Origin of the sequence: Azospirillum lipoferum, from assembly GCF_024170005.1 — a bacterium.
Taxonomy (GTDB): Bacteria; Pseudomonadota; Alphaproteobacteria; order Azospirillales; family Azospirillaceae; genus Azospirillum; species Azospirillum lipoferum.
In genome coordinates this window covers 380972-405311 of record NZ_JALJXJ010000003.1, presented here as the reverse complement: position 1 = coordinate 405311, position 24340 = coordinate 380972, and the positions used below count along the sequence as shown (strand labels likewise).

The window sequence follows — 24340 nt, the reverse complement described above, 5'->3', positions numbered from 1 at the left end:
CGCGTCGCGTCGGAGCCTGACCCCAGCATACCGAAGGCCCGCCGCCGGGGAAAGGCGGCGGGCCATCGATGCTCGCGTCAGGTCCGTATCAAAAAGAAGCTGCCCTAAGAGATGGGCCTTACGCCGACTTCTTCTTGTCGTCCTGGACCTCTTCGAAGTCGGCGTCGACGACGCCCGGCTCGTTCGGCTGGGCGCCCGGCGCCTCGCCGCCCGCAGCCGGGGCCTCGCCCTGGCCGGCCTTGTACATCGCCTCGCCCAGCTTCATCGAAACCTGGGCCAGCGCTTCGGTCTTCGCCTTGATGCCTTCCAGATCCTCGCTGTCCAGCACCGACTTCAGCTCGGTGACGGCAGCCTCCGCGGCGGTCTTGTCGGAGGCCGGGATCTTGTCGCCGTTCTCCTTGATGGTCCGCTCGGTGGTGTGGATCAGGGCGTCGGCATGGTTGCGGGCGTCGACCAGCTCGCGGCGCTTCTTGTCGTCGGCCGAGTGGGCCTCGGCATCCTTCACCATCTTCTGGATGTCGGCGTCCGACAGGCCGCCCGAGGCCTGGATGCGGATCTGCTGCTCCTTGCCGGTCGCCTTATCCTTCGCCGTGACGCTGACGATGCCGTTGGCGTCGATGTCGAAGGTCACCTCGATCTGCGGCACGCCGCGCGGGGCCGGCGGGATGCCGACCAGATCGAACTGGCCCAGCATCTTGTTGTCGGCCGCCATCTCGCGCTCGCCCTGGAAGACGCGGATGGTGACGGCGTTCTGGTTGTCCTCGGCGGTCGAGAAGGTCTGGCTCTTCTTCGTCGGGACCGTGGTGTTGCGGTCGATCAGACGGGTGAAGACACCGCCCAGCGTCTCGATGCCCAGCGACAACGGGGTGACGTCGAGCAGCAGGACGTCCTTGACCTCACCCTTCAGCACGCCGCCCTGGATGGCGGCGCCGATGGCGACCACCTCGTCCGGGTTGACGCCGCGGTGCGGCTCGCGGCCGAAGAACTGCTTCACCGCGTCGATGACCTTGGGCATGCGGGTCATGCCGCCGACCAGGATCACCTCGTCGATCTCGCTGGCCTTCAGGCCGGCATCCTTCAGGGCCGCCTTGCAGGGCTCGATCGTGCGCTGCACCAGCTCGTCCACCAGGGCTTCCAGCTTGGCGCGGGTCAGCTTGATGTTCAGGTGCTTCGGACCGGTCTGGTCGGCGGTGATGAAGGGCAGGTTGACTTCGGTCTGCGTGGTGGACGACAGCTCGATCTTCGCCTTCTCAGCGGCTTCCTTCAGGCGCTGCAGCGCGAGCTTGTCCTTGCGCAGGTCGATGCCCTGCTCCTTGCTGAACTCGTCCGCAAGATACTCGATGATCCGGCTGTCGAAGTCCTCGCCGCCCAGGAAGGTGTCGCCGTTGGTCGACTTCACCTCGAACACGCCGTCGCCGATCTCCAGCACGGAGATGTCGAAGGTGCCGCCGCCCAGGTCATAGACCGCGACGGTGCCGGACCCCTTCTTCTCCATGCCGTAGGCCAGAGCGGCGGCCGTCGGCTCGTTGATGATGCGCAGCACGTCCAGACCGGCGATCTTGCCGGCGTCCTTGGTGGCCTGGCGCTGGCTGTCGTTGAAGTAGGCCGGGACGGTGATGACCGCCTGCGTGACCTTCTCGCCCAGATAGTTCTCGGCGGTCTCCTTCATCTTGGTGAGGATGAAGGCGCTGATCTGGCTGGGGCTGTACTTCTTGCCGTGCGCCTCGACCCAGGCGTCGCCGTTGTCGCCGGAGATGATGCGGTAGGGAACCAGACCCTGGTCCTTCTTCGTCAGCGGATCGTCGAAGCGGCGGCCGATCAGACGCTTGATCGCGAAGAGGGTGTTTTCCGGATTGGTGACCGCCTGACGCTTGGCGGGCTGGCCGATCAGCCGCTCGCCGCCCTGGCTGAAGGCGACCATGGACGGCGTCGTCCGCGCGCCCTCGGCGTTCTCGATCACCTTGGCGCTGCCGCCTTCCATCACGGCGACGCACGAGTTCGTGGTGCCGAGGTCGATACCAATCACTTTGCTCATGTTCAGCCTCTTTCGTTCGGCAGATGCGTGGCGGCCCGTCTGGTCCGGCACCGCCGCGATCCCCATTGGGTCGGTGAAACGTCGGTGGAGCGCTTGGGGGTCTGGTCCGCGGGGAAGCGATGCTCGAGAGCAATGCCCCCGGGTCCGGCCCGTGCTGGCGGAGATATAGGCGGAGCCGTTTCTGGCTGCAACAGGGTGGCGCGCCTTTCGGCCCGCAAAAGCGGGGAAAAATCGCTGCCGTGACATCCTTTGCCGCATCGTCGCCGTCCTGCTGCCCCTGGCAATAGAATACCTGCGTATTCAAGTACGCGATCGCGAGTATCCGGATATTCAGTCGCCGATGATTCAAATCGTCACAGGTGTTACAAGTGATTAATGCTTAGCTCTTGAACTAGCCAAGGAAGTTAACCTTTCATTAACAAGCATTGGCGTGCAAAGCTGTGTGCAATCAATTCGCGGTTGCTGTGATTATTCATGTTTCCGAGAATCAATTAGTGAAAACCCAAAAGGAATATGCTATCTCGTCTGTCTATAAGGAGCGACCGCAAGGGATGGGCCGGCACTGCCGCCAATGCCACCTCCGGAGCATGCGGTTCCTTGGCGAAGCTGGTCACACAGGTGTGAAAGGGAAGCGCGATGATGGACGAACGACGCGATGTGGCCTTGGCCATCAAGTCCTGCCTGGACAGCCTGATGAGCGATGCGACGCGGTGCGATCTGGATGACCTCGCGCGCTTCATCAGCCTCGCCGCCCTTGCCGCCGAAGAGGCTGCCGTCGCCCACGACCCGCAGGCGGTCCGGCTGAAGGCGCTGATGGCTACCGGTGCCGGCCACTGCTGACCGGCAGTTTTTAACCCGCCGTTCCCCGGTCAGAGCAGCCTTCAGCGGATTTGTTTCAGCAGATCGGTCCCGACATACAGGGGGCGGATGTCGTTCCGCCTTACAGAATCTCGGCATTGCGGATGGCGTCGTCGATCCGGCCCAGCATCTCGGCGCAGGATTCATCGCCATCCATCAGATCGGGCAGCGCAAAGCTGAACATGGCGACCGCGGCGACTGATCCTGCCGCGCTATCGGCATTATTCGGGCGCTCCGCCCCAACCAGCCACAGGTAATGGGTCTCGGCCCGGCCGTCCTCTTCCGTCCGCATCATGGCCTGCGCGATCACGGCACCGTCGGCCCGGCTTTCCACCGTCCGGTCGCCCGCCCGCTGGTCCTGCGGCCTGACGAAGCGCAGCGCCATTTCCTGCAAGGTGGCGGCGGTGCCGCCGGACTCCGGTCGCGGCGTCACCCGGTCGGTCACCAGCCGCAGAACGCCGACGGCCGGCGGCGGCGGCCGGAAGGTGCCGACCGGCTGGCCCTCATGCTCTTCGACATCGACCGCCCAGCCTGCCGGCAACCGGAACCGCACCGTATCGGCCCAGCCGATGTCGGAGCCCTGCGCGTTTGGTGAATAGGTGTCGTCGGCCATCGCCCGCTCCCGAAAATCGCCGCGTGCCTCGCAACAGCACGCAGGGACCGGCACCATAGGCGCGACGGCCCCGGCCGCCAATGCCCGATCGAACCGGTTGGGATTGCCCCCCGGATCGTCGATGCGGCCGGTTATTCCGGAATCAGGAACTGCACGCCCAGCCAGCGCCAGCGGCCGTCGGCTGCCGGCAGGGTGCAGTTGACACGGGCCCGGCCCGGCGGGAAGGGATCACGGATGCGGACCTCCACCCGGTCCTCGGCGATGCGTTCCAGCGCCGTGCGGCCCTGGCCGGTGGCGAAGCAGGCCAGCTTGGAGCTGTCGCCCACCCCGTCGGCAATGGTGAATCCCAGCGGCGGCGGATTGACGGTGACCAGCGGATCGTCGGGCGTCAGGTCCGACACCGGCAGCGGCAGCGCGTTGGCGGCCAGCTCGAACCGGTCGGCGCTGCCGTAGGTCTCGTTCATGAAGAAGCGCGGCAGGCTCCAGGGATCGGCCTGCGGGTGCAGAACCCCCGACTGCTGGCCGAAGGCGGCGGTGAAGCCCTGGTCGATCACCAGCTGCCGCACGGCCAACGAATATTCGCCCTGCGGATAGGAGAAGATCGCCGGGCGCCGTCCCAGCTCCGCCTGGAAGCGGTCGGACATCCGCCGCAGGTCGGCGGCCACCTGATCCGGGCTGCGCGCCAGCATCGACTGGGTGGAGGTGCCGAGCGCTCCGATGGTGACGCCGGCTGCCGCCAGCTGGCGGATCTCGCCCCAGGTCATGTGGGCGGGGGAGCCGCGGTCCACCGGGTCGGTGGCGACGAACAGGGTGAAGGGCAGCCCCGCCGCCTTCAGCCGCGGCCAGGCCTCGGTGAAGGCGGAGCGGCTGGCCTCGTCGATGGTGATCGCCACCGTATGGTCGGGCAGCGGCTTGCCGGTGCGCAGGGCTTCGAGAATTTTAGGCAGAGGCAGGACGTTGTAATCCCCGTCGGTCAGCTCGTCCAAATGGGCTTCGAACTGGTCGATGCGGATGCTGATCGAGGGGTTCTGGTCCTCGCCGAAGCGGTCATAGGCAAATACCACCGCGCTGGCGCCCAGCGGAGAGGCGGCTTCGGCGGCGGCGGGCCGGGACACCGGCACGAACGCGGTCCAGATGGACAGTGCAGCAGCGGCGAGTGCCGTGACGGCACGACGGAACGACATGGCGCCCTTGCGGAAAAGGCTGATCAGGGCGACCTCCGCCCCAACGCAAATGGTGTGCCACAATCCCCGTCCTGCGAACAAGCGCCGTCCGCCGCTTTCCTGCGGAGAGCAGCGATGCGGTGCGCGCGTGCAACAATGGAACGCCGCCGGCATAGCACAAGCCCCGATATGCGGACAGGCACCGTCCGCCGGAGGCTATTCCAAATCCTTACATCAGGCGGCCGCCGGCCGCCGCGTCGGTCAGCAGCGGGTAGCGCTCGGCATCCGGCAGCTGGTAGTGCCACCATTCCGACGGGTAATGCTCCCATCCGGCCCCGGCCATCACGCCCAGCAGCAGGGCGCGGTTGCGCTGCTGTTCGGTGGTCAGGTCGCTGCGGCCGTGGTGCGACCGCTCGGTCATCGCGTCGAACCCGGTGCCCATGTCCAGCGGCGTGCCCGTGCCGTCCACCAGCGTCAGGTCGATCGCCACGCCGCGGGTGTGGTTGGAGCCCAGCCGCGGGTCGGCGATGTAGGTGGGATCGGAGAAGGCGTGCCAAAGCCTCCATTGCGCCTCCGCCGGGCGGAAGGCATCGTACACCCGCAGCCGGCAGCCGATGCCGCGGGCCAGCCGGATGGCGTCGCCGAGCCGGCGGGCCGCATCCGGGTGCAGCAGGCACACCGCCGAGCGATAGATCGGCGCGCCCGACAGATTGTCGGCGGTGGCGTAGAGAAGCTCCAGGTCGATGTCGAAGGCCGGAGGCGTGATCTCGGTCAGCATGAAAAGGGCAACCGTCGGCGTATGGGGAAGACGAACGTCCTCTAGCATGGCCGCGGCCCCATCTGCCATGGTCGCGGAGCCATAAAGTGCTGATATGCGGCGTGCTGATCTGCCATTCCCGCACCGGCGGGTGCCTTTTCCGGGACGATACCGGCGAGGATGGCAATCCACGGCAGCCGGGCGTGCGTATCATGAATCGTCCGCTTGCGGGACGCAGCGGCAAGGAAGGTGTGGTGATGAAGGTTCTGGGTCTGGATACGGCCACCTCCGGCTGTTCGGCGGCGCTGTGGGACGGAACGGCCGGTCAGGATGCCGGGCGGGATGCCCGGTGGGATGCCCTGTGGAATGAGGGTGCGCGCTTGACCGTCCGGCGCCGACCGCCGATGGCGCGCGGGCAGGCCGAAGTGCTGGTGCCGCTGGCGCAGGAGGTGCTGGCCGAGGCCGGCGCCGGCTTCGCCGACCTCGACCGCATCGCCGTCACCGTCGGGCCGGGCGCCTTCACCGGGCTGCGCATCGCGCTGGCCGCCGCGCGCGGCATCGCGGTGGCCCGGGATCTGCCGGTGATCGGCATCACCAGCTTCGACGCCATCGCCCACGGCGTGCCCGACGCCGAGCGTGCCGGCCGCTTCCTGCTGGTCGCCGTCGACAGCCGGCGGGCCGAACCCTTCCTCCAACTCTATGACGCGGCGCTGACTCCCGTCGGCGAACCGGCGATGCCCGATCCGGCGGCGATCCCCGGCTGGCTCGACGGGCTGTACCCGTCCGGGCCGCTGCTGGTGGCCGGCGACGCGGTGGCGGCGCTGGTCCCGCTGCTGTCCGGGCGTGCCGATCTGGCGGTGGCGTCCGGCGACGGGCTGCCGGATGCCGCCGTGGTGGCGGCACTGGGCGCCGTTCGTCCCACCGGCCTGCCGGCCGAACCCTTCTATCTCCGCCCGCCCGACGTCACCCTTCCGAAGACTGCCGGGCCGAAGAGCACGGCAGCCAACCCGGCAGCCAACCCGGCACCGGGAGCCGCGGAATGACCGCTGCCGCCGTCCGTCTCCACCCTGCCGGCCCGCTGGAGGCCGGTGTGGTTGCGGCCCTGCAGCAGGCCTGCTTTCCCGACGATCCGTGGGACGAGGCGTCGGTCGCCACCTTGGCGGCCCCGCCGGCCGGCTTCGCCGTCATCGCACTCGATGACCAGGACCAGCCGGTCGGCTTCGTGATGGCCCGTGTCGCGGCAGAGGATGCGGAGATCCTCGCCATCGGCGTGCTGCCGCAGGCCCGCCGCGGCGGCATCGGCCGTCTGCTGGTGGATGCCGCAGTCACCGGATCGCACGATCTGGGCGCGACTGCATTGTTTCTTGAAGTTGCCGAGGATAATCCGGCGGCATGGAGTCTATACAAGGCCAACGGCTTTTTTTCCGTCGGACGTCGGCCCGGATACTATAAACGACCGGACGGGCGGGTCGCGGCGCTTGTCCTGCGCCGCAATCTTGACGGGGCATAGGGGTTAATTTTTCCGCACGATCAGGCGGTGGACTCCGCTCGGCTCCTCCATTCGTTCGGGGTGCACAGACAGAATGCTGTGACCCAACTCGATCAAGGATCGTGGAACGTTTTCCAAGGGTTCACCGGCATTCAGCCGGACTTCAAGGGTCTGCCCCGCGTCCATCCGCTCCACCATCAACTTGGTCTTGACGAAGGTTAACGGACAAACCTGCGAGGTGATGTCGAGAAACAAGTCTGCGGAGATTTTTTCGGTCACCGATTCCTCTTTGTTCCAAAGGATGGATATTGCACGATGCAGAAAACCTCTTTATATGGTGAGGTACGAATGCCGCGGAGCAAGCTTACATGAGCAACGGGTCCCCTTCCAACGCGCTGTTGTCTCTGACCACGGAGATCGTGGCGGCGCATGTCTCCAACAATACAGTCGCACTGACCGATCTTCCGACTCTGATCGAGCAGGTCTACAAGTCGCTGGCCAACGTCGGCACCGAACCGGTGGTGGCGGAGGAGCGGCCGCAGCCTGCGGTGCCGATCAAGAAGTCGGTCACGCCGGACTATATTGTGTGCCTGGAAGACGGCAAGAAGCTGAAGATGCTGAAGCGCCATCTCAAGACGGCGTACAATATGACTCCAGAAGAATATCGTGACCGCTGGGGCCTGCCGACCGACTACCCGATGGTCGCGCCGAACTATGCCCGCCAGCGCAGCTCGCTGGCCAAGCAGATCGGTCTCGGCACCCGCGCCCGCCGCGGCGTCTGAGGAATGGGGTTCCCGCAGGGCGGACTGGCGCCGTGACGGCGCCGCCGCCCGTTCCTGCCTCTATACCCTTCCAGTCCGCCTTCGCTGCGGAAGGCTTGCGTCCAGGTTCATACGGACGCCGCCGCAATCCCCGGCGCTCCAAAATCCATACGGAAAAATTCACGCAGGCCGGTCAACCACCGGCCGGGGGCGCCGGCTGACCGCACCCCGGCATGTCGGCTACGATGTCGGTTGACCGGCAACCGGCGGATCGTGTTATGCCTTGTGGTGCGCGCGACTCTGTCGTCCCGACCCGGCCGCCGGACCTGGCCGCCGTGACCCGGCGGTGGCAGTTGGGCGTGGCGCCTGTACCATCGTCCCGAACCATCGCAGCGGACCGTCGACATGGCTGATGCAAGCTTGGACCAGCCGGGCCTGACCCGGACGAGCCCGGAGCGGCGCGAGGCGTCCGCACCCGATGCCCCCGGTGTGATCGGGTCCGGTGGCGAAAGGCTGGCGGACGGCATTCGCCTGGGCACGCTGGAGGTGCGGCTGGCCCGCTCGGCCGAGGAGATCGATTGGGCGCAGGCCCTGCGCTACCGGGTCTTCTATGAGGAGATGGCGGCGGTCCCCACTCCGGCGATGCAGGCCCAGGGCCGCGATTTCGATGATTACGACGGCGTTGCCGACCATCTGCTGGTCATTGACCATGCCCGTGGCAACGGCCCCGAGATGGTGGTCGGAACCTACCGCCTGATCCGCCGTCCCGCCGCCGAGAAGGTCGGCCGCTTCTATTCCAGCGACGAATACGACATCGGCCGTCTCGCCAGCTATCCGGGCGAGGTGCTGGAGCTGGGGCGGTCCTGCGTCGACGCCGGCTATCGTTCGCGTGGCAGCATGCAGCTGCTGTGGCAGGGCATCGCCGCCTATGTGTTCCAGCACGACATCGCCCTGATGTTCGGCTGCGCCAGCCTGCCCGGCACCGATCCGGACGCGCTGGCGGAACCGCTGTCCTACCTCTACCACCATCATCTGGCTCCGGCGGAGCTGCGGGCGACCGCGCTGCCGGAACGCTTCGTCTCGCTGGACCGCATGCCGAAGGACCGCATCGATCCAAGGCGGGCGCTGAACATCCTGCCGCCGCTGATCAAGGGCTATCTGCGGCTGGGCGGCTTCATCGGCGACGGTGCCGTGATCGATCACCAGTTCAACACCACCGATGTCTGCATCGTGGTGAAGAGCGATCTGATCACCGACAAATATGCCAAGCATTACGAACGTCGCAGCCGCGACAGCCAAGCCGGCTGAGGCGACCATGACCCGCACTGCCCGCGCCCTGGGCTCCTCCGGCCGCGGCGCCCTGCGTCTGACGATCTATCTGCTGTGGACGCTGCTGCTGATCCCGCTGCAGGCCCTGGCGGTGACGCGCGACTGGCGGCTGTGCCGCACCCTGCCCGCCTTCTATCACCGTGTCTGCGCCCGGCTGATGGGGCTGGACGTGGTGGTGCGCGGCCAGCGGGTGGCCGACGGGCCGGTGCTGTTCGTGTCCAACCATTCCTCCTACCTGGACATCACGGTGCTGGGCTCGCAGATTCCCGGCTCCTTCGTCGCCAAGTCAGAGGTCGGGTCCTGGCCCTTCTTCGGCCTGCTGGCCCGGCTTCAGCGCACGGTGTTCGTGGAGCGCAAGGCGCGCGCCTCGGTCGACAAGCAGCGCGACGACATCGGCAGCCGTCTGGATGCCGGCGACAGCCTGATCCTGTTTCCGGAGGGCACCTCCAGCGACGGCAACCGCACCCTGCCCTTCAAGACCGCCCTGTTCGCCGTCGCCGCCCGCCGCATCGACGGCCGTCCGCTGACGGTCCAGCCGGTCAGCGTCGCCGCCACCCGGCTGGACGGCATTCCGATGGGCTTCGCCTTCCGTCCCTTCTATGCCTGGTACGGCGACATGGATCTGGCGCCGCACCTGTGGCAGGCCTTCCGCCTGGGCGGCATGACGGTGGAGGTGGAGTTCCACCCGCCGGTCACCATCGACGGCTTCAGCAGCCGCAAGGCGTTGGCCGAGCATTGCCAGCGCGTGATCGCCGACGGCGTCGCCCGCGCCATTTCCGGCCGTCCCGCCGCCCCTGCACCAGCGGTGGACGCCGCGTTGGCGGCCACCGTTCCCACCGCCGCGAGTGCTTGATTCCGCTCTTGTATCCACCGCGGCAGTCGCCTATAAACAGCGGGCGCGCGGGTGTAGCTCAATGGTAGAGCAGAAGCTTCCCAAGCTTACGACGAGGGTTCGATTCCCTTCACCCGCTCCAAACGTCATGCCGGCTGCATGGCATCCAGCTCTGCGCTGATAGCCGTAAAAGAACTTTCAAAATTTGGAAATCCAGAGACGAGCGGTTCGCACCGATGGGTGCGGATGGGCGCTCTCTTTTGCGTTGGCGGTTCACCGATGGCGCGATTGCTCAAGAAGCCCTGATCTCTGAAGCTTGGCGGCACTGTCCGTCATCCAGAGGGGGAAACGCCGATGCCGCCGATCGAAAGAGCCCGCAGGCTGAGCCGTTCCCTTCAGGCGCGTTTCCGCATCGACCTGTTCTCCGCCCTGGTGGAGCGCGAGTTCGAACGGCGTCTGGCCGATGCCATCCTGGAGGCCGAACGCGAGGCCTATCGGCGCGGGCGTGAAGAGGCGCAGGCGGGGCTGGCTGCCGGTGCGGTCAGTCCATCTCCGCGGCCGGAAGCGGCGGTGCGGCCGGACGGCCCGCCCATGACCATGTAAGGCCGGCGCGCTCGGCGCAGGCATAATGCCAGGGGCTCTGGTCGCCATGACCGGCCCAATGCGGATCGCCGGCGCGGATGGGCCGGCCGCAGGAACAGCATAACGGGCCGCTGCGGGCGGCTCGGACACCATGGGTGCGCGATGCGCCGGTCTTGGGCGACTTCGGCTTCGGTTCCCAGCCCAATGAGGCGGGATGCCGTCCATACTGCGCCATGATGGTTCCCCCAGTTTTCCCAGATTGCGGATGATCCCCCGATCCCGGTCCGGCCCGCACCATTGAAGACATGCCGATAACGATGCTGCCGTGACGGGGCGAGAATGCCGTCCGACGCCGCTGTTGCCAACGGCAAGGATGGACAGGATCCAACCCGAAATCGCTGGGGTCGGGCCTGTCCAATCTTTCAAAACCATTTCCATCATAGGGTATTCGAACGGAGAACACGAAATAATCACCCGTACATTCGGCGCCATCCACATCATTGTACCGTCCAACTTTCGGGGGATTCCCACCAGTCATCTTTTCGTCTGTTTCCGGTCACATCGATATTCATACCTCGTTAACGAGCCGGGACTAGCGTCCACAGCCTTCGCTGCACTGCGGCATTTTCTTTATGCGAAGGCGTTCCATGACGGCATTTCTGCTGGATTATCTTCCGGCCTTTACGGGGCACTCTTTTACTCTTTCGCCGGTTGCGGCGACCGGCATTGCCGGGCTGTCCGCCGCCACCCTGTCGACGCTGCTCGGCAGCCGGCGGGCGATCCTGCTGACGCAGGCGACGGCCTCCTCCCTCTTTCTGATTCATTTCCTGCTGCTGGGCGCCCAGACCGGCATGCTGATATGCGGGCTGGGGTTGATCCAGATGGCGGTGCGCGTCCAACGACAGCCCTGCCGGGTGCTCGGCCTTCTTTATGCGCTGACCGTGCCGGCGGCGCTGGCGGTGGCGGCGTTGAGCTGGCAGGGGCCGATGTCGGCGCTGTCGGTCACCGGCTTCCTGCTGGCGACGCTCGGCCGCTGGCAGAGCGCGGTCGGCCCCATGCGGCTGTGCTTCATCCTGGCGACGCTCGTGGGGTCGGGACACAATCTGCTGGCTGGATCGGTCTTCGGACTGGTGTCCGACGCCATGGGCCTCACCGGCCACTGCGTCAGCCTGTGGCGGTCCGGAACGGTCCGCCGCCGGTCTGTCGCTGTCGGGTTGCTCCCGCCGGAGGGTGGGAACATTCAGCCCCACGGCAGGGTTGTGGCAGCGTAGGGGACGCATGGGAGGACCTGCCGCCATGGAAAAGGACGAGATCGTCGATACGCTGAACGAACTGATCCGCATCGTCGAGGACAGTCACGAAGGCTACCGGCAGGCCGCCGAATCCGCCGAAGACGAGGATTTGAAGGCCCTGTTCAACGATCTCGCCGCCCAACGCGGCGCCATCGTGCGCGAAATCCAGCGGCTGGTCGCCGAACAGGGCGGAGCGCCGGACATGGGCGGCACCATGCTGGGTGGGGCCCACCGCTTCTTTCTGGAACTGAAATCGGCCGTGCTCGGCCATGACCGTGCCGCCATCATCACCGAGGTCGAGCGTGGCGAGAGCGAATGTCTGCGCCGCTATGACGAGGCGATGGCGAAGGAACTTCCCCTGCCCATCACCGCGGTGATCGCCCAACATCTGGACCGTATCCGTGTCGACCGTGACCGCATGGCGGCTCTGCGTGGGGTGGTGGCGTGATGGTGCGTCGCAGCATTGCGGGTGTGGAAAAGCGGGCGTAGGCTTTTTGCAGTGGCTGCAACGCCTGGCACGGCCGAAAGGGTGTGGCGTGCAGCCCCTGCCGATCATCCGGCTCCGGTGGCCGGATGTCCACTCCGTTTGGACATGGATTGATGAACAGCGACAAAGCGAAGAACGCAGACCCGGTTGGCAACGATCTGGTGACGAAGGGGGCTTTCGCCCTGTACCGCGCCGAGAACGCCCACCGTGTGTCCGAATTCGAGAAGTCCCAGAATGCCGAGGCGGCCATCGCCGCCGATTTCGACGCCTACCGCACCCGTTATCTGCGGAAATTCAAGGATATCTTCGACAGCCTGTCCGAACAGGGTCTGACCGTCACCCGCGCGGTGTGACCGTCGTGGAGCCGGCGCCCGGTCCGGACCGGGCCGGCGCCTGCCTTCCTGATCCTGTCTTTTCCGATCCGTCCTCCCTGCGGCATGCCGTCCGCGTCGGCGGATTGGAAGCGGATCGGGGTTTGAAACGAATGGGAAAGCCGCGGGGCCGCCGCTATACTGGACGGCATGGCCCGTATGCTGTTCCTCCGCGACATCGATGCCGACGTGCAACTGCGCTGCCGCGCCTGCGGGCATGGCGGCGTGCTGCCCCGTGCCATGCTGGAGCGGCGCTTCGGCCCCAATTACCCGGTGCTGTCGATCGCGCCGCATTACCGCTGCTCGCGTTGCGACTCCCGCGATATCGAAAGCCGGCCGATCCTGGCTGTCCCGCAGGATGTGGTCCCGGCCTCCACGACTGACGAACCGTCCTTCGATGCGCCGCTTGCGGCGCTGAATGGGCTGCTCGCGTCCCTGCGCGATGACGACGGTGCGGACAGGAAGACCGCGGACACCGAACCGCCTGCTCCTCCGCCCCCCTCTCCCCCCGCTCCCGCATCTGTCCGCGGCAAGCCGGTGTCGGAGCTTCCGCTGTCCGACCTTGTGGCCGACGGTCCGGGAGACGGCGCGGCCGAACCGTTGTGGGAGCCGGTTTCGCTCGCCGACATGGCGGCCCGGCTTGGCCGCACCCCGCCGCCCGACGATTGGGATGAGCCCGACGATTGGGATGATGAGACGCCTGTCGGCGGATCCAGAGCCCCGGCCAACGACGAGCGGCCGGAACCGGCCCGTGTCGATGCCTCCGAAGATGGCGACAGCGAAGACGGTGATGACGAGACGCTGATGGCGATGCGCCAGCTTCTGGCGCAGGCCTATGGCTCCGATGACGATCTGGATGGCGAGGACGACCGGTACGGTGGTGCACCGAAGCCCGCTGCCGGTCACGCTCCGAGCTTTGCCGATCGTCACGCGTCCATTGACGATTTTGCCGACTCCGACTCCGACCCCGGCGATGGCGAGGAGGAACCGCCGGCCTTCACGCACAAGGTCCTGGTGCGCAGGGATTTCGAAGACGACTGGGGTGATGGCGACGCCGATGCCGGGACCGATCCCTGGCGGGCGGAGTCCGGGGATGACGATCTTGATGACGATCCCGAGGATGGGTTCGACGACAGGGAGCCGGACGGCGAGGAACCGTCGGAGGAAGAGATTCTGTCCTTCGCCATCCGCGACCCGGAAAAGCCCGTCCCGGCCGGCCGCCCGGCCAAGCCTGCGCCGCCACCGGCCGCCGAACCGCTCGACTTCGATCAGCATCGCGCCGAACGCCGCGCCCAGCGCCCGCCCCCACCGCCGGAGGACGAGGAAGGCTTCGACCGTACCCTCGCCGCCCTGCGGTCGATGATCGAGGATGCGGCGAACGAACCGGCGGAGGAGGACGCTCCGTCCCCGCTGCCTTTGTCCCCGCCACCCAAGACTGCGCGCAGCACGGGCCGGACAGCCGGCCAGACAGCCAACAGTTCGGCGGCGAAGTCTGTGGACAAGCCTGCCCGCCGCGGGGAAGAGGGCGATCCGACACCTGGCTGGGATGAGGACGAGTGGTCCCTGCCGGCCGGTTGGGGTGAGTCCGACCCGGCGCCGGAGTCTGACGCCCCCGAGGCAGCCCCTGAGCCGGACCCGGCACCCACCGGGCGCCGCTCCGCCCAGGAACGCGAGATCGAGGAGGCGATGAAGGCCCTGCGCGGGCTGATCGAGGACGAGGCGCAGCCGGACCCGCCGGCGTCCCAACCTCCGCCGCCCCAGCCGAAACCCCGTGCCGGCAAGCCGCGCCCGTCCCGTGGCGGACCTGCCGGACCGGATACTCTGCCGCCGGCCGCTCAGTCGGAGGAGGCTAAGCCCGGCAGCGAGCCGACACCGCTCAGCAAGACCATTGCCGCCTTGCGCGGCATGCTGGAACTGGACGGCCGCCGCAAGCGCTGACGGCCTGCCCCTCCAGCCGGAGGCCGCTCACCTGCGCAGGCGTTTTTCCTGCATGATCTCCAGCTGCAGCTGCTGAATTTCCGTCAGCCGCTGCCACTGGCGCTGGATCAGATAGTCCATCTTCTCGTGCAGGTGCCGGATTTCCAGCTCGGCCTTCAGATTGACGCGATAGTCGTTTTCCGAGCGCAGCCGGTCCTTCGCCTCCTGCCGCTTCTGGCTCATCATGATGACCGGCGCCTGGATGGCGGCAAGGCACGACAGCAGCAGGTTCAGCAGGATGAAGGGGTAGGGATCGAAGGCCCTGGCATCGCCCTCGATGATGTTGATCAGCATCCACACGCCCAGGAAGAAGGCGAAGGAGATCAGGAAGGCCCAACTGCCGCCGAAGCTGGCCAGCCCGTCCGACAGCCGTTCGCCCAGCGTGCGGTGGTCGTCGTACTCCTCCTCCGGGTTCTCGGCCAGCGTCTCGTGCCGGGCAAGGCTTTCGGCGACCTCGCGGTCCAGCTCGCTGAGTTCGCCATGCTCCTCCTTCAGCAGCTCCGCGACATAGAGCGAGCGGTAGCGCGCCAACTCCTGCCGGCTGATCTGCGCGTCCGCTTCCAGATGCGGGTGGTCGTGGCGGATGCGGTCGGCCAGGCTGGGGCGCAGCGCGTCCAGCGCGATCAGGTCGCGCTTCGGCCGGCGCTTGCCGCTGATGGCGCAGGGCTGCCGCTTCGATGCCAGCGTTCCGCCGCCGTCCTCGTGGTCGGCGGCATCCTGTTCGGCAGCATCGTGCTCGGTTGACGGGGAGGTCGGCTCCGCGGACTCGTCACCGTCCTGCGGTGGAAACTGATGATCGGACATGATGTCGCCCTCCCTGGCATGCGCACTCCGGCGCGGGCGACTTTATGCCTGATTCATTTGACAATCCGGTTAAATCACCGAAAGGCGAAGGCAGCAGGTAAGGAAGCGGGCACCTTGCACAGGCTGGAAACCATCGTCGCCGCCCCCTGCATCGGCTGTCCACCGGCCGGTTTCGGATGAATTCCGGTTCATCTTGGCCCTGGACGGACAGGACTGAACGGAAAAGGGGCCGCCTTGCGGCAGCCCCTATCCTTACCTGCGGACCGCTCGGGCCGGTCAGCCGATGCGCCAGACGTCCGGGATGCTTTCCAGCCGCTTCAGGACGGCGACGCGCTGCTGCTCGATCTCCTCGGGCAGGCGGTCGCCGAAGCGGTTGAACAGTTCCTCCTGGTCCTTGGCCTCGGCCTCGGCCTCCTTGCGGTCGATGTCCATGATCTTGGCGAACTTGTCGGCCGGGAAGTTCAGGCCGGACCAGTTCAGATCCTGGTAGCGCGGGGAATAGCCGAAGGGCGATTCCGCCACGTCGGTGGCGCGGCCGCGGACGCGGTCGACGATCCACTTCAGCACGCGCATGTTGTCGCCGAAGCCGGGCCAGACGAACTTGCCGTTCTCGTCCTTGCGGAACCAGTTGACGCGGTAGATGCGCGGCAGGCTTTCGACCTTGCCTTCCATCGACAGCCAGTGGTTCCAGTAATCGGCCATGTTGTAGCCGCAGAAGGGCAGCATGGCGAACGGATCGCGGCGGATGGCGGCCTGGCCTACGGCGGCGGCGGTGGCCTCCGAGCCCATGGTCGCCGCCCAATAGACGCCTTCGCGCCAGTTGTAGGCCTCGAACACCAGCGGGAAGGTCTTCGACAGGCGGCCGCCGAAGATGAAGGCGCTGATCGGAACGCCGGCCGGATCCTCCCAGGCCGGGTCGATCGACGGGCACTGGGCGGCCGGCGCGGTGAAGCGGCTGTTCGGGTGGGCGGCCGGCCGGCCGGAACCCGGCGTCCAGTCCTTGCCCTGCCAGTCGATCAGGTGGGCCGGAGCCTCGTCGGTCAGGCCTTCCCACCACACGTCGCCGTCGTCGGTCAGCGCGACGTTGGTGAAGATGACGTTGTGGTCCAGCGTCTTCAGCGCGTTCGGGTTCGACTTCACGCTGGTGCCGGGGGCGACGCCGAAGAAGCCGGCCTCCGGGTTGATGGCGCGCAGCGTGCCGTCGGGCTGCGGCTTGATCCAGGCGATGTCGTCACCGATGGTGCGGACCTTCCAGCCCTCGAACTCCTTCGGCGGGACTAGCATGGCGAAGTTCGTCTTGCCGCAGGCCGACGGGAAGGCGGCGCCGACATAGGTCTTCTCGCCGGCCGGGCTTTCCACGCCCAGGATCAGCATGTGCTCGGCCAGCCAGCCCTGCTCGCGGCCCATGGCGGACGCGATGCGCAGCGCGAAGCACTTCTTGCCGAGCAGCGCGTTGCCGCCATAGCCGGAGCCGAAGGAGACGATGCGGTGCTCCTCCGGGAAATGGACGATGTACTTGTTGTCGGCGTTGCAGGGCCAGGCCACGTCCTGCTGGCCGGGCTCCAGCGGGGCGCCGATGGAGTGCAGGCAGGGGACGAAGTCGCCGTCGCCCAGGATGTCCAGCACCTTCTGGCCCATGCGGGTCATCATCCGCATGTTGACCGCGACATAGGGGCTGTCGGAGAGCTGCACGCCGATGTGCGCGATGTCGGAGCCCAGCGGACCCATGCTGAACGGCACCACATACAGGGTGCGGCCGCGCATGCAGCCTTCGAACAGGCCGTCCAGCTTGGCCTTCATCTCGGCCGGGTCCATCCAGTTGTTGGTCGGACCGGCCTCCTCGCGGGTGCGCGAGCAGATGTAGGTGCTGTCCTCGACACGGGCGACGTCGCCCGGATCGGAGCGGCACAGGAAGGAGTTGCGGCGCTTGGCCTCGTTCAGGCGGATGAAGGTGCCGGCTTCGACCATCTCGTTGCAGAGACGGTCATATTCCTCCTGCGAGCCGTCGCACCAGTGAACGCGCTCCGGCTTGCATTTCAGGGCGATCTCCTCGACCCAGGCCAGGAGCTTCTTGTTCCGCGTCCGCGTGTTACCAGTCATATCGTCCCTCTCGAAGGCTGGGCCGGTATCCTTGCGCCGGGCACGCCCCTGGGTGGGGGGCCTGCGGCCGGTCCGGCCGTTCTTTCGTCCGTTGTCGTGTCAGGTGGATGGCATCCGCCGCGTCAGCGGCGTGCCGGTCCGAACAGGCGGCCGGGCTGGAAACCCGCCGCGATGCGCAGCACCGGCTGGGTGCGGCGACGATACGGGGCAAAAGGCGGTCCTGAGGCGACAGGTCTGGGGGCCAATGGCCCGGACAGGAAACGGGTCGATCCGTTATGGTCCACTGAAGTGTTCTCCTGGTTGCGCGTGCCCGCGCGCCGCGTTCTTGTTTTTGGTGCGGCGCCCGGTGGTGTCGAAGCGACCTCTCGGCTGGTCGTTCAGGCTGACGGTTGGCAGGCTGACGGTTGGCTTCTCGCCTCTCTCGTTTTCGTTTTTCGCTGACCGTTCTTTTTGTTCTTGTTGATCTGTTTCCTGTTCTGATCGGCGTCGGGGGCTGTCAGGGGCCTCCACCGCCGTCCGGTCGGGTTCCAGCCGTTTTTGTCCCGGATGTCGGTCCTCCGGGTTGTCCCGACCCGTCCGGCGGCCGGATCAAGGTGTCCAGCATCAGTTTAGCCGATTCGGGGTCGTGGATTCTCTGTTCAAAATCGACGCGGGCGACGTACCCCCCGCGTCGCAGGTCGCATCCCTCCGGGTCGATGCCGGTCAGGTTCCAGCTGTCGCTATCGCCGTCCGTGGCGGGCGCCAGCCGGGGGCCGTACCCCTTGCCGTTCAGGCGGTCGAGCAGCGCCGCCTCGCCCGCCGCCAAGGCGGGGGCCGGAGCGGGAAGGTCCAGTTCCACGGCGGACAGCCAGTGGATACGGCCGAAGCCGGCGACCAGATGGGCGCGCTCCACCGCCACGCGGTAGATCGCGAAGTCGCCGAAGCCGGCATAGAAGGCGGCGTCGGGATGGCGGCGCAGGTAGCGCTCACGGTGCAGGGGATCGTCCGACCGCTCCGCCCGGCCCAGCACCGACAGGCGGGCGCCGGTCAGCGGCTGCGCCAGCCCGGCGGTGCCGTCGAACAGCAGCCCGACCCGGCCATCGGCCAGCAGGTTGCGGGTGTGGTCGGCGAGCGTGGAGAGCAGCAGCAGCGGGCTGCCGTCATGATCGAACGCCACCAGCACCAGCGAGGGGTAGGGCCAGCCGGCGGCATCCGCCACCGTTGCGGCACCCTCATCGGCCGGCCGCTGTGCAGTCGCCAGGGCCGCGCGGTCGCAGGCGCGCATCAGGCGTCTGGCGCGCAAGGGCGGAGCCATGGTCGCCGGAGCCGGGTTGGCCGTATCCGGGCCGTTCCGGTCGATGCCCGGCGGCATCGCGCCCTCCTTGCCGTCCGGAGTGGCTCCGGCCGGAGAGGACGCGGGAAGGGCGTTCGAAAAACTCATTCCAAAACGAGTGCGTTCTCCCGCGCGGCACCGTTGTTCGGCGCCGCATTGCCGCCATATTGGACCATACAAATGCTGGGGGAAAAGAGAAAACTGCCGCTGGTACCTGGACTCTGGCATAAAGTATTGGAATGACCACTCGTCCTATGCCTGATGTTTCCGCTAACATTACCGGGTTCCCGCCGCTCGTCCGTTCCGAACTGCCCGCAACCTGTCCCCGCCCCCGCTTCGATAGGATCTGTTACGACCATGGCCCACACCGTCGCCCTGGTGGATGACGACCGCAACATCCTGGCCTCGGTCTCCATCGCCCTGGAGGCCGAGGGGTTCGACGTGCGCACCTACACCGACGGCGCCGAGGCGCTGCGCGGGTTGAGCCAGCGCCCGCCCGACCTCGCCGTGCTCGACATCAAGATGCCGCGCATGGACGGCATGGAGTTGCTGCAACGCCTGCGTCAGACCAGCCAGATGCCCGTCATCTTCCTGACCAGCAAGGACGACGAGCTGGACGAGCTGATGGGCCTGCGCATGGGCGCGGACGACTACATCAAGAAGCCCTTCTCGCAGCGCCTGCTGATCGAGCGCATCCGGGCTCTGCTGCGGCGCGAGGCCCTGCGCGGCGAAACCGTCGACGCCGACCCCGGCCAGATCATCACCCGCGGCCCGCTGCTGCTGGACGGCGCCCGCCATGCCTGCAGCTGGAAGGGCCAGCCGATCGACCTGACCGTGACGGAGTTCCTGCTGGTCCGCGCTCTGGCCCAGCGGCCGGGCCATGTGAAGAACCGCGACCAGCTGATGGACGCCGCCTATGGCGAGCATGTCTATGTCGACGACCGTACCATCGACAGCCACATCAAGCGGCTGCGCAAGAAGTTCAAGGCCGTCGACCCCGACTTCTCGCAGATCGAAACCCTGTATGGCGTCGGCTACCGGTACAAGGAATAACGCGGTGTCCACATTGGGCAGGGGGGGAAAGAAGCGGCGGGTGTCGCCGCTGACCCTGCGCATCCTTGCGGTGAACGTGCTGGCGCTGGCGCTGCTGATGGCCGGCCTGCTCTATCTCGGCCGCTATCAGGACCGGCTGATCCAGGCCGAGACGGAGGCGCTGGCGACCGAGGCGCGCATCTTCGCCTCCGCACTCGGCGAAGGGGCGGTGAACCGCATCCTGACCGCTCCCTCCCCTACCGGCGACGAGAGCGGCGAGCGGTTCGAGCTGGCGCCCGAACTGGCCCGGCCGATGATCCGCCGGCTGGCGGAGGCGACCGCGACGCGCACCCGCCTCTATGACATCGACGCGCACATGCTGTCCGACAGCCGGGTGCTGGTGGGCTCGCAGGGTCGCATCGAAATCCGCGAGCTGCCCACCCCGCCGTCCGGTGATCCGGTCAGCCGCGCGATCAACGACCTCTACACCCGCCTGATCGACGTGGTTCCCAGCCGCGAAGGGCTGCCGGCCTACCGCGAGCAGCCGGGCCAGCCCAACCCGGACGTGGAGCGCGCGCTCGGCGGCGAGACGGCGGCCACCGTCTGGCGCGTCGACGGCGCCGGCGGCGACCCGGAACTGCTGCTGACTGTGGCGGTGCCGGTCCAGCGTTACCGCGAGGTGCTGGGCGCGGTGCTGCTGACCCGCGGCGGCGGCGAGATCGACCGCGCCATCCGCTCCGTCCGCTTCGACATCCTGCGGGTGTTCGCGGTAGCGCTGCTGGTGACGGTGGGGCTGTCCTTCTATCTGGCCGGTACCATCGCCCGGCCGATCCGCCGGCTGGCCCAGGCCGCCGACCGGCTGCGCACCAGCCACGGGCGCCATGCCGGGATCCCCGACCTGACCCACCGCGGCGACGAGATCGGCGAGCTGTCCGGCGTGCTGCGCGAGATGACCGACGCGCTGTGGACGCGGATGGACGCCATCGAACGCTTCGCCGCCGACGTCGCCCACGAGATCAAGAACCCGCTGACCTCGCTGCGCAGCGCGGTGGAGACGGCGGGCCGCGTCAGCGATCCGCGCCACCGCGACCGGCTGATGGCGATCATCGCCGACGACGTGCAGCGGCTGGACCGGCTGATCAGCGACATCTCCAACGCCTCCCGCCTGGATGCCGAACTGTCGCGGGCGGAGCCTGAACCGGTGGATATCGGGCTGCTGCTGACCATGCTGGCCGAACTGCGCCAGACGGTTGCCGCAACCATGGACGAGCGGGTGGCGGCGGGCGATGGGGGCGGTGGCGGGACCGGGGGCGATGGTGGGGGGCCGCTGCCGCCGCGCGTCGTGGTCGAGGTGCCGGCCGGCGAGCGGCTGGTGGTGCCGGGGCTGGAGGGACGTCTGACCCAGGTGTTCCAGAACCTGATCGACAACGCCCTGTCTTTCTCGCCGCCCGGCGGCACGGTGCGGCTGACCGCCCGGCGCAGCGGCCGCAGCGTCAGGATCGTGGTGTCCGACCAGGGACCGGGCATTCCCGACGGCAAGGAGGAGGCGATCTTCGACCGCTTCTATACCGAACGTCCGGCGGGCGAGAAGTTCGGAACCCACTCCGGTCTCGGTCTATCGATCGTGAAGCAGATAGTCAGTGCACACAATGGTTCTGTATTTGCGCAAAATCGTCAGGTATCGGACGGGAATATCGAGGGTGCCGACTTCGTGGTGACTCTGCCTTTGCTATGAGAAACTCTGCGGAATTTCATACGTCCATCTCACTCTCGGCTAGACAAGCCGTGTACAAGCATCGATCATGCTCTTGGTCGTTCTCGCTTGTCGGCTGCTGGGGCGGATGGACCATATCGGTCCGGTTGTTTGTGCCCGCGTCATAAGGCAACGGGAGGGTGGCCGTACCCCGGAACAAAGATGTGGGGTTGCCATGCCTGAGTGCGTTCCGCCCGACTCCTCCGTGCATATCCTGTCTCCGGCTGCTCGCCGTTCCGCCGCCATCGGCGCCGCTTCGGGCGACGTCGTCGACCTGCGCCGCTACCGTCTGGCCCGCCTGATCCGCGATGCCGGCCGGCAGCAGGGGGAACTGGCAAGGCTGATGCGGGAGTCCGCGCATGAGCGGACCCAGCTGGCCGAGGCACTCCAGGGGGCGCAACGCCACCTCGCCAGCATCGCCGACAGCTACAAGGTTCTGCTGGTTCGGCTGAAGCGGGAGAAGGACTTCCGCGACGCCTGCCAGGAGGCGGCGGAGCTGGAGGATCTGGACGAGATGATCCGGCGCCGCGACGCGCTTGCCCTGGAGCTGGAGGCGATCCGCCGTACCCCGCGTGGTGCTGCCGGCGCCTGAGGGGCTCCACCGCCGGAAGACGCGCGCCGTCATCATTCGTAACACCACCATCCGCACCGCCGTTATCCGCACCGAAAGAACGGTCGGAAGCGGATGGGGGATCCCGGACAGGTTTCCCCGCCTGACCTTGTGGGACACCGTTCCGTTTCCATTGACAGAACCAGCGCCACGTCTCACCTTCGCCAGACTATGGTGACGATTCACGGCACCTGCGTCTTGCTCTCCGGAATCGGCGTGCTGCTGCGTGGAGAGTCCGGACGGGGAAAATCGGATTTGGCCTTGCGACTGATCGACGGCGGCGCCCTGCTGGTCGCGGATGACCGGGTGGCGCTGCATTGCGAATCCGGTCGCCTGACCGCCTCTCCCCCGCCCACCCTGGCCGGGCTGCTGGAGGTGCGGGGCGTCGGCATTCTCCCCGTTCCGTCCGCCGGGTCCGCGCCCGTCGGCCTTGTCGTCGATCTGCTTGCGCGTGACGAGGTGGACCGCCTGCCGGAAGCGGAGACCGACACGCTGATGGGCGTCGCCCTGCCCCGTCTGGGCCTGCACGCCTTCGATGCTTCCACCCCCGCCAAGATCCGCCTTGCCGCCGCCAGCCTGTGCTGCGGCCGGCTCGACCGGGTGCCCGTCAGCCTGTCGGCCCAGGCGAATTTGACTCAATCAAATTTGACTCAGCCGAACCCGGTCGCGCCATGAAACCTCCCGATTCCCTGTCTGCCGACCTGCCGTCCGAGCCTGCCAATCCCGCCACCCGCGGGCGCATCGTGCTGGTCACCGGCATGTCGGGGGCCGGCATGTCGGTGGCGCTGAAGGCGCTGGAGGATCTGGGCTACGAGGCGGTGGACAATCTGCGCTTGTCGCTGGTGCCCGCCCTGATCCGGCAGGCCGACCCGAAACGCCGGCCGCTCGCCCTGGTGATCGACAGCCGCACCCGCGACTTTTCCGCCCAGAACTTCCTGGACGAGTTGGAGCAGTTGCGGCGCGACGGCGAACTGGACGTCAGCCTGGTCTTCCTGGAGTGCGGCGACGAGGTGCTGCAACGCCGTTTCACCGAGACGCGCCGCCGTCACCCGCTGGCGGAGGACCGCACGGTGCCCGACGGCATCCAGCGCGAGCGCGCCCTGCTCTTCCCGCTGAAGGAAGAAGCCGACGTCACCATCGACACAACGCAACTGTCCATTCACGATTTGCGGCGCATCCTGTCCGGGCATTTCCGGCGTGACGCCCAGGCAGCCCTGCAGGTGTTCGTGACCTCCTTCTCCTTCCGTCAGGGTCTTCCGCGCGAAGCCGATCTGGTCTTCGACGTGCGGTTCCTGACCAACCCGCATTACGATCCGGAGCTTCGTCCGCTGACCGGCCTGAACCCGGCCGTCGCCGCGCGGGTGGAGAGCGATCCCGACTTCCCCGCCTTCTTCCGGAACCTGACGGATCTGCTGCGCCCCCTGCTGCCCCGCTACAACCAGGAAGGCAAGAGCTACCTGACCATCGCCATCGGCTGCACCGGCGGCAAGCACCGGTCGGTCTTCATCGCCGAACGGCTGGCCGCGTGGCTGAAGGAGCAGCGGCTGCGGGTCAATCTGAGCCACCGCGAACTGGAACGGCTGGGCCTGCGCACCGCCGGGGGCGGCCCGGCCAACAACCAGCAGGCCAATCCTCAGGCCAACCATCCGGGATGATGCAAATTGCGCCTTGACGACCATGCGTCCAACCAACGATCCAGATGCGATGAGTGCCGGTGCCCCGCGGTGGCGGCGTTCGCGCAGGTCTCCGGGGAGGACCCAACCTTGAAGGATGTCCCATGATCGGTATGGTTCTTGTCACCCACGGGCGGCTGGCCGAGGAATTCATCGCCGCGCTGTTCCACGTGGTGGGCGAACAGCAGCAGGTGCGCGCCGTGTGCATCGGCCCGGACGACGACATGGAACAGCGCCGCCAGGACATCCTGAACTCGGTGGCGGAGGTCGATGACGGATCGGGCGTGGTGGTGCTGACCGACATGTTCGGCGGCACGCCGTCCAACCTCGCCATCTCCATCATGGACAAGGCGAAGGTGGAGGTGATCGCCGGCGTCAACCTGCCGATGCTGATCAAGCTCGCCAGCGTGCGCAAGACCGAGCCGCTGGACAAATCGGTGATCGCCGCCCGCGACGCCGGGCAGAAATACATCAACGTCGCCTCCACCCTCCTGTCGGACTGACCGCCCT

The 24340-nt window shown here is 67.2% G+C and carries 26 protein-coding genes and 1 tRNA gene; 19 read left to right on the top strand and 8 right to left on the bottom strand.

The window, feature by feature from the left end:
* Positions 1-118: 118 nt before the first annotated feature.
* Positions 119-2035: a molecular chaperone DnaK gene (gene dnaK / locus J2848_RS09365; RefSeq protein ID WP_149229289.1), complete on the bottom strand. Its 1917-nt coding sequence runs from the start codon at positions 2033-2035 to the stop codon at positions 119-121.
* A 636-nt stretch (positions 2036-2671) separates the two neighbouring features.
* Between dnaK and J2848_RS09360 the strand changes: the two genes are divergently transcribed.
* Complete coding sequence (locus J2848_RS09360) at positions 2672-2875, top strand: hypothetical protein (RefSeq protein ID WP_085086992.1); 204 nt, start codon at positions 2672-2674, stop codon at positions 2873-2875.
* 100 nt (positions 2876-2975) lie between these two features.
* Here J2848_RS09360 and J2848_RS09355 read toward each other — a convergent pair whose 3' ends face one another.
* The 3 genes from J2848_RS09355 to ddpX form a co-directional block, all read right to left on the bottom strand.
* Entirely contained in the window at positions 2976-3506 is a 531-nt protein-coding gene (locus tag J2848_RS09355; protein ID WP_149229290.1) for a hypothetical protein, read from the bottom strand.
* 131 nt (positions 3507-3637) lie between these two features.
* Positions 3638-4753, bottom strand: coding sequence for a polysaccharide deacetylase family protein (locus J2848_RS09350; RefSeq protein WP_246193589.1), 1116 nt, complete (start codon positions 4751-4753; stop codon positions 3638-3640).
* Positions 4754-4898: 145 nt separating this feature from the next.
* Complete coding sequence (ddpX, locus tag J2848_RS09345; protein WP_149229291.1) at positions 4899-5447, bottom strand: D-alanyl-D-alanine dipeptidase; 549 nt, start codon at positions 5445-5447, stop codon at positions 4899-4901.
* Positions 5448-5638: 191 nt separating this feature from the next.
* Here ddpX and tsaB point away from each other — a divergent pair, with 191 nt between their 5' ends.
* Together tsaB and J2848_RS09335 are read left to right on the top strand one after the other, a co-directional pair.
* Positions 5639-6469: a tRNA (adenosine(37)-N6)-threonylcarbamoyltransferase complex dimerization subunit type 1 TsaB gene (gene tsaB / locus J2848_RS09340; protein ID WP_376992683.1), complete on the top strand. Its 831-nt coding sequence runs from the start codon at positions 5639-5641 to the stop codon at positions 6467-6469.
* Positions 6466-6936, top strand: a complete 471-nt coding sequence (locus tag J2848_RS09335) for a GNAT family N-acetyltransferase (protein WP_149229292.1) — start codon at positions 6466-6468, stop codon at positions 6934-6936. Before tsaB ends, J2848_RS09335 begins: the two co-directional genes overlap by 4 nt.
* Before the next feature lie 3 nt (positions 6937-6939).
* Here J2848_RS09335 and J2848_RS09330 read toward each other — a convergent pair whose 3' ends face one another.
* The gene (locus J2848_RS09330) at positions 6940-7194 is read right to left on the bottom strand and encodes a sulfurtransferase TusA family protein (RefSeq protein ID WP_149229293.1); all 255 of its coding nucleotides are present in this window, start codon (positions 7192-7194) and stop codon (positions 6940-6942) included.
* A gap of 89 nt (positions 7195-7283) precedes the next feature.
* Here J2848_RS09330 and J2848_RS09325 point away from each other — a divergent pair, with 89 nt between their 5' ends.
* The 9 genes from J2848_RS09325 (at position 7284) to J2848_RS09285 (ending at position 14507) form a co-directional block, all read left to right on the top strand.
* Positions 7284-7697 (top strand): Ros/MucR family transcriptional regulator, encoded by a 414-nt coding sequence (locus J2848_RS09325; protein WP_149229294.1) that lies wholly within the window; start codon positions 7284-7286, stop codon positions 7695-7697.
* 384 nt (positions 7698-8081) lie between these two features.
* Positions 8082-8984 carry a GNAT family N-acetyltransferase gene (locus J2848_RS09320; protein ID WP_149229295.1) on the top strand — a complete coding sequence of 301 codons (903 nt, stop codon included), beginning with the start codon at positions 8082-8084 and terminating at the stop codon, positions 8982-8984.
* A gap of 7 nt (positions 8985-8991) precedes the next feature.
* Complete coding sequence (locus tag J2848_RS09315) at positions 8992-9858, top strand: lysophospholipid acyltransferase family protein (protein WP_149229296.1); 867 nt, start codon at positions 8992-8994, stop codon at positions 9856-9858.
* 47 nt (positions 9859-9905) lie between these two features.
* A tRNA-Gly gene (locus J2848_RS09310) sits at positions 9906-9979 on the top strand.
* Positions 9980-10191: 212 nt separating this feature from the next.
* Positions 10192-10440 (top strand): hypothetical protein, encoded by a 249-nt coding sequence (locus tag J2848_RS09305; protein ID WP_149229297.1) that lies wholly within the window; start codon positions 10192-10194, stop codon positions 10438-10440.
* Between the two features lie 626 nt (positions 10441-11066).
* Positions 11067-11690, top strand: a complete 624-nt coding sequence (locus tag J2848_RS09300) for a YgjV family protein (protein ID WP_170306926.1) — start codon at positions 11067-11069, stop codon at positions 11688-11690.
* 25 nt (positions 11691-11715) lie between these two features.
* Positions 11716-12159 (top strand): ferritin-like domain-containing protein, encoded by a 444-nt coding sequence (locus tag J2848_RS09295; RefSeq protein ID WP_042690549.1) that lies wholly within the window; start codon positions 11716-11718, stop codon positions 12157-12159.
* A gap of 152 nt (positions 12160-12311) precedes the next feature.
* Positions 12312-12551 carry a hypothetical protein gene (locus J2848_RS09290; protein WP_149229299.1) on the top strand — a complete coding sequence of 80 codons (240 nt, stop codon included), beginning with the start codon at positions 12312-12314 and terminating at the stop codon, positions 12549-12551.
* A gap of 168 nt (positions 12552-12719) precedes the next feature.
* Entirely contained in the window at positions 12720-14507 is a 1788-nt protein-coding gene (locus J2848_RS09285) for a hypothetical protein (RefSeq protein WP_149229300.1), read from the top strand.
* Between the two features lie 27 nt (positions 14508-14534).
* Here the strand turns inward: J2848_RS09285 and J2848_RS09280 are convergent, their stop codons facing one another.
* Together J2848_RS09280 and J2848_RS09275 are read right to left on the bottom strand one after the other, a co-directional pair.
* A complete protein-coding gene (locus tag J2848_RS09280; protein WP_149229301.1) occupies positions 14535-15350 on the bottom strand; it encodes a DUF1003 domain-containing protein in 816 nt (271 codons plus the stop codon).
* 276 nt (positions 15351-15626) lie between these two features.
* Complete coding sequence (locus tag J2848_RS09275) at positions 15627-17450, bottom strand: phosphoenolpyruvate carboxykinase (GTP) (protein WP_149229302.1); 1824 nt, start codon at positions 17448-17450, stop codon at positions 15627-15629.
* Between the two features lie 171 nt (positions 17451-17621).
* On the opposite strand from J2848_RS09275, the gene J2848_RS09270 reads away from it, so the two are divergent.
* Positions 17622-17891: a hypothetical protein gene (locus tag J2848_RS09270; RefSeq protein WP_170306928.1), complete on the top strand. Its 270-nt coding sequence runs from the start codon at positions 17622-17624 to the stop codon at positions 17889-17891.
* Between the two features lie 55 nt (positions 17892-17946).
* Here J2848_RS09270 and J2848_RS09265 read toward each other — a convergent pair whose 3' ends face one another.
* Positions 17947-18801 (bottom strand): HugZ family pyridoxamine 5'-phosphate oxidase, encoded by an 855-nt coding sequence (locus J2848_RS09265; RefSeq protein WP_246193591.1) that lies wholly within the window; start codon positions 18799-18801, stop codon positions 17947-17949.
* Between the two features lie 318 nt (positions 18802-19119).
* Between J2848_RS09265 and J2848_RS09260 the strand changes: the two genes are divergently transcribed.
* The 6 genes from J2848_RS09260 to J2848_RS09235 all read left to right on the top strand — a co-directional run bounded on the left by J2848_RS09260 (position 19120) and on the right by J2848_RS09235 (position 24333).
* The gene (locus tag J2848_RS09260; RefSeq protein ID WP_149229304.1) at positions 19120-19815 is read left to right on the top strand and encodes a response regulator transcription factor; all 696 of its coding nucleotides are present in this window, start codon (positions 19120-19122) and stop codon (positions 19813-19815) included.
* Between the two features lie 40 nt (positions 19816-19855).
* Positions 19856-21529 carry a stimulus-sensing domain-containing protein gene (locus J2848_RS09255; RefSeq protein WP_376992684.1) on the top strand — a complete coding sequence of 558 codons (1674 nt, stop codon included), beginning with the start codon at positions 19856-19858 and terminating at the stop codon, positions 21527-21529.
* A 193-nt stretch (positions 21530-21722) separates the two neighbouring features.
* Entirely contained in the window at positions 21723-22139 is a 417-nt protein-coding gene (locus tag J2848_RS09250) for a hypothetical protein (protein ID WP_149229306.1), read from the top strand.
* A 189-nt stretch (positions 22140-22328) separates the two neighbouring features.
* Positions 22329-22832, top strand: a complete 504-nt coding sequence (locus tag J2848_RS09245; RefSeq protein WP_149229307.1) for an HPr kinase/phosphorylase — start codon at positions 22329-22331, stop codon at positions 22830-22832.
* Positions 22829-23812: an RNase adapter RapZ gene (rapZ, locus tag J2848_RS09240; protein WP_149229308.1), complete on the top strand. Its 984-nt coding sequence runs from the start codon at positions 22829-22831 to the stop codon at positions 23810-23812. The genes J2848_RS09245 and rapZ overlap by 4 nt, the downstream gene beginning before the upstream one ends.
* Positions 23813-23934: 122 nt before the next feature.
* Positions 23935-24333 (top strand): PTS sugar transporter subunit IIA, encoded by a 399-nt coding sequence (locus J2848_RS09235; protein ID WP_042690507.1) that lies wholly within the window; start codon positions 23935-23937, stop codon positions 24331-24333.
* Positions 24334-24340: the final 7 nt, after the last annotated feature.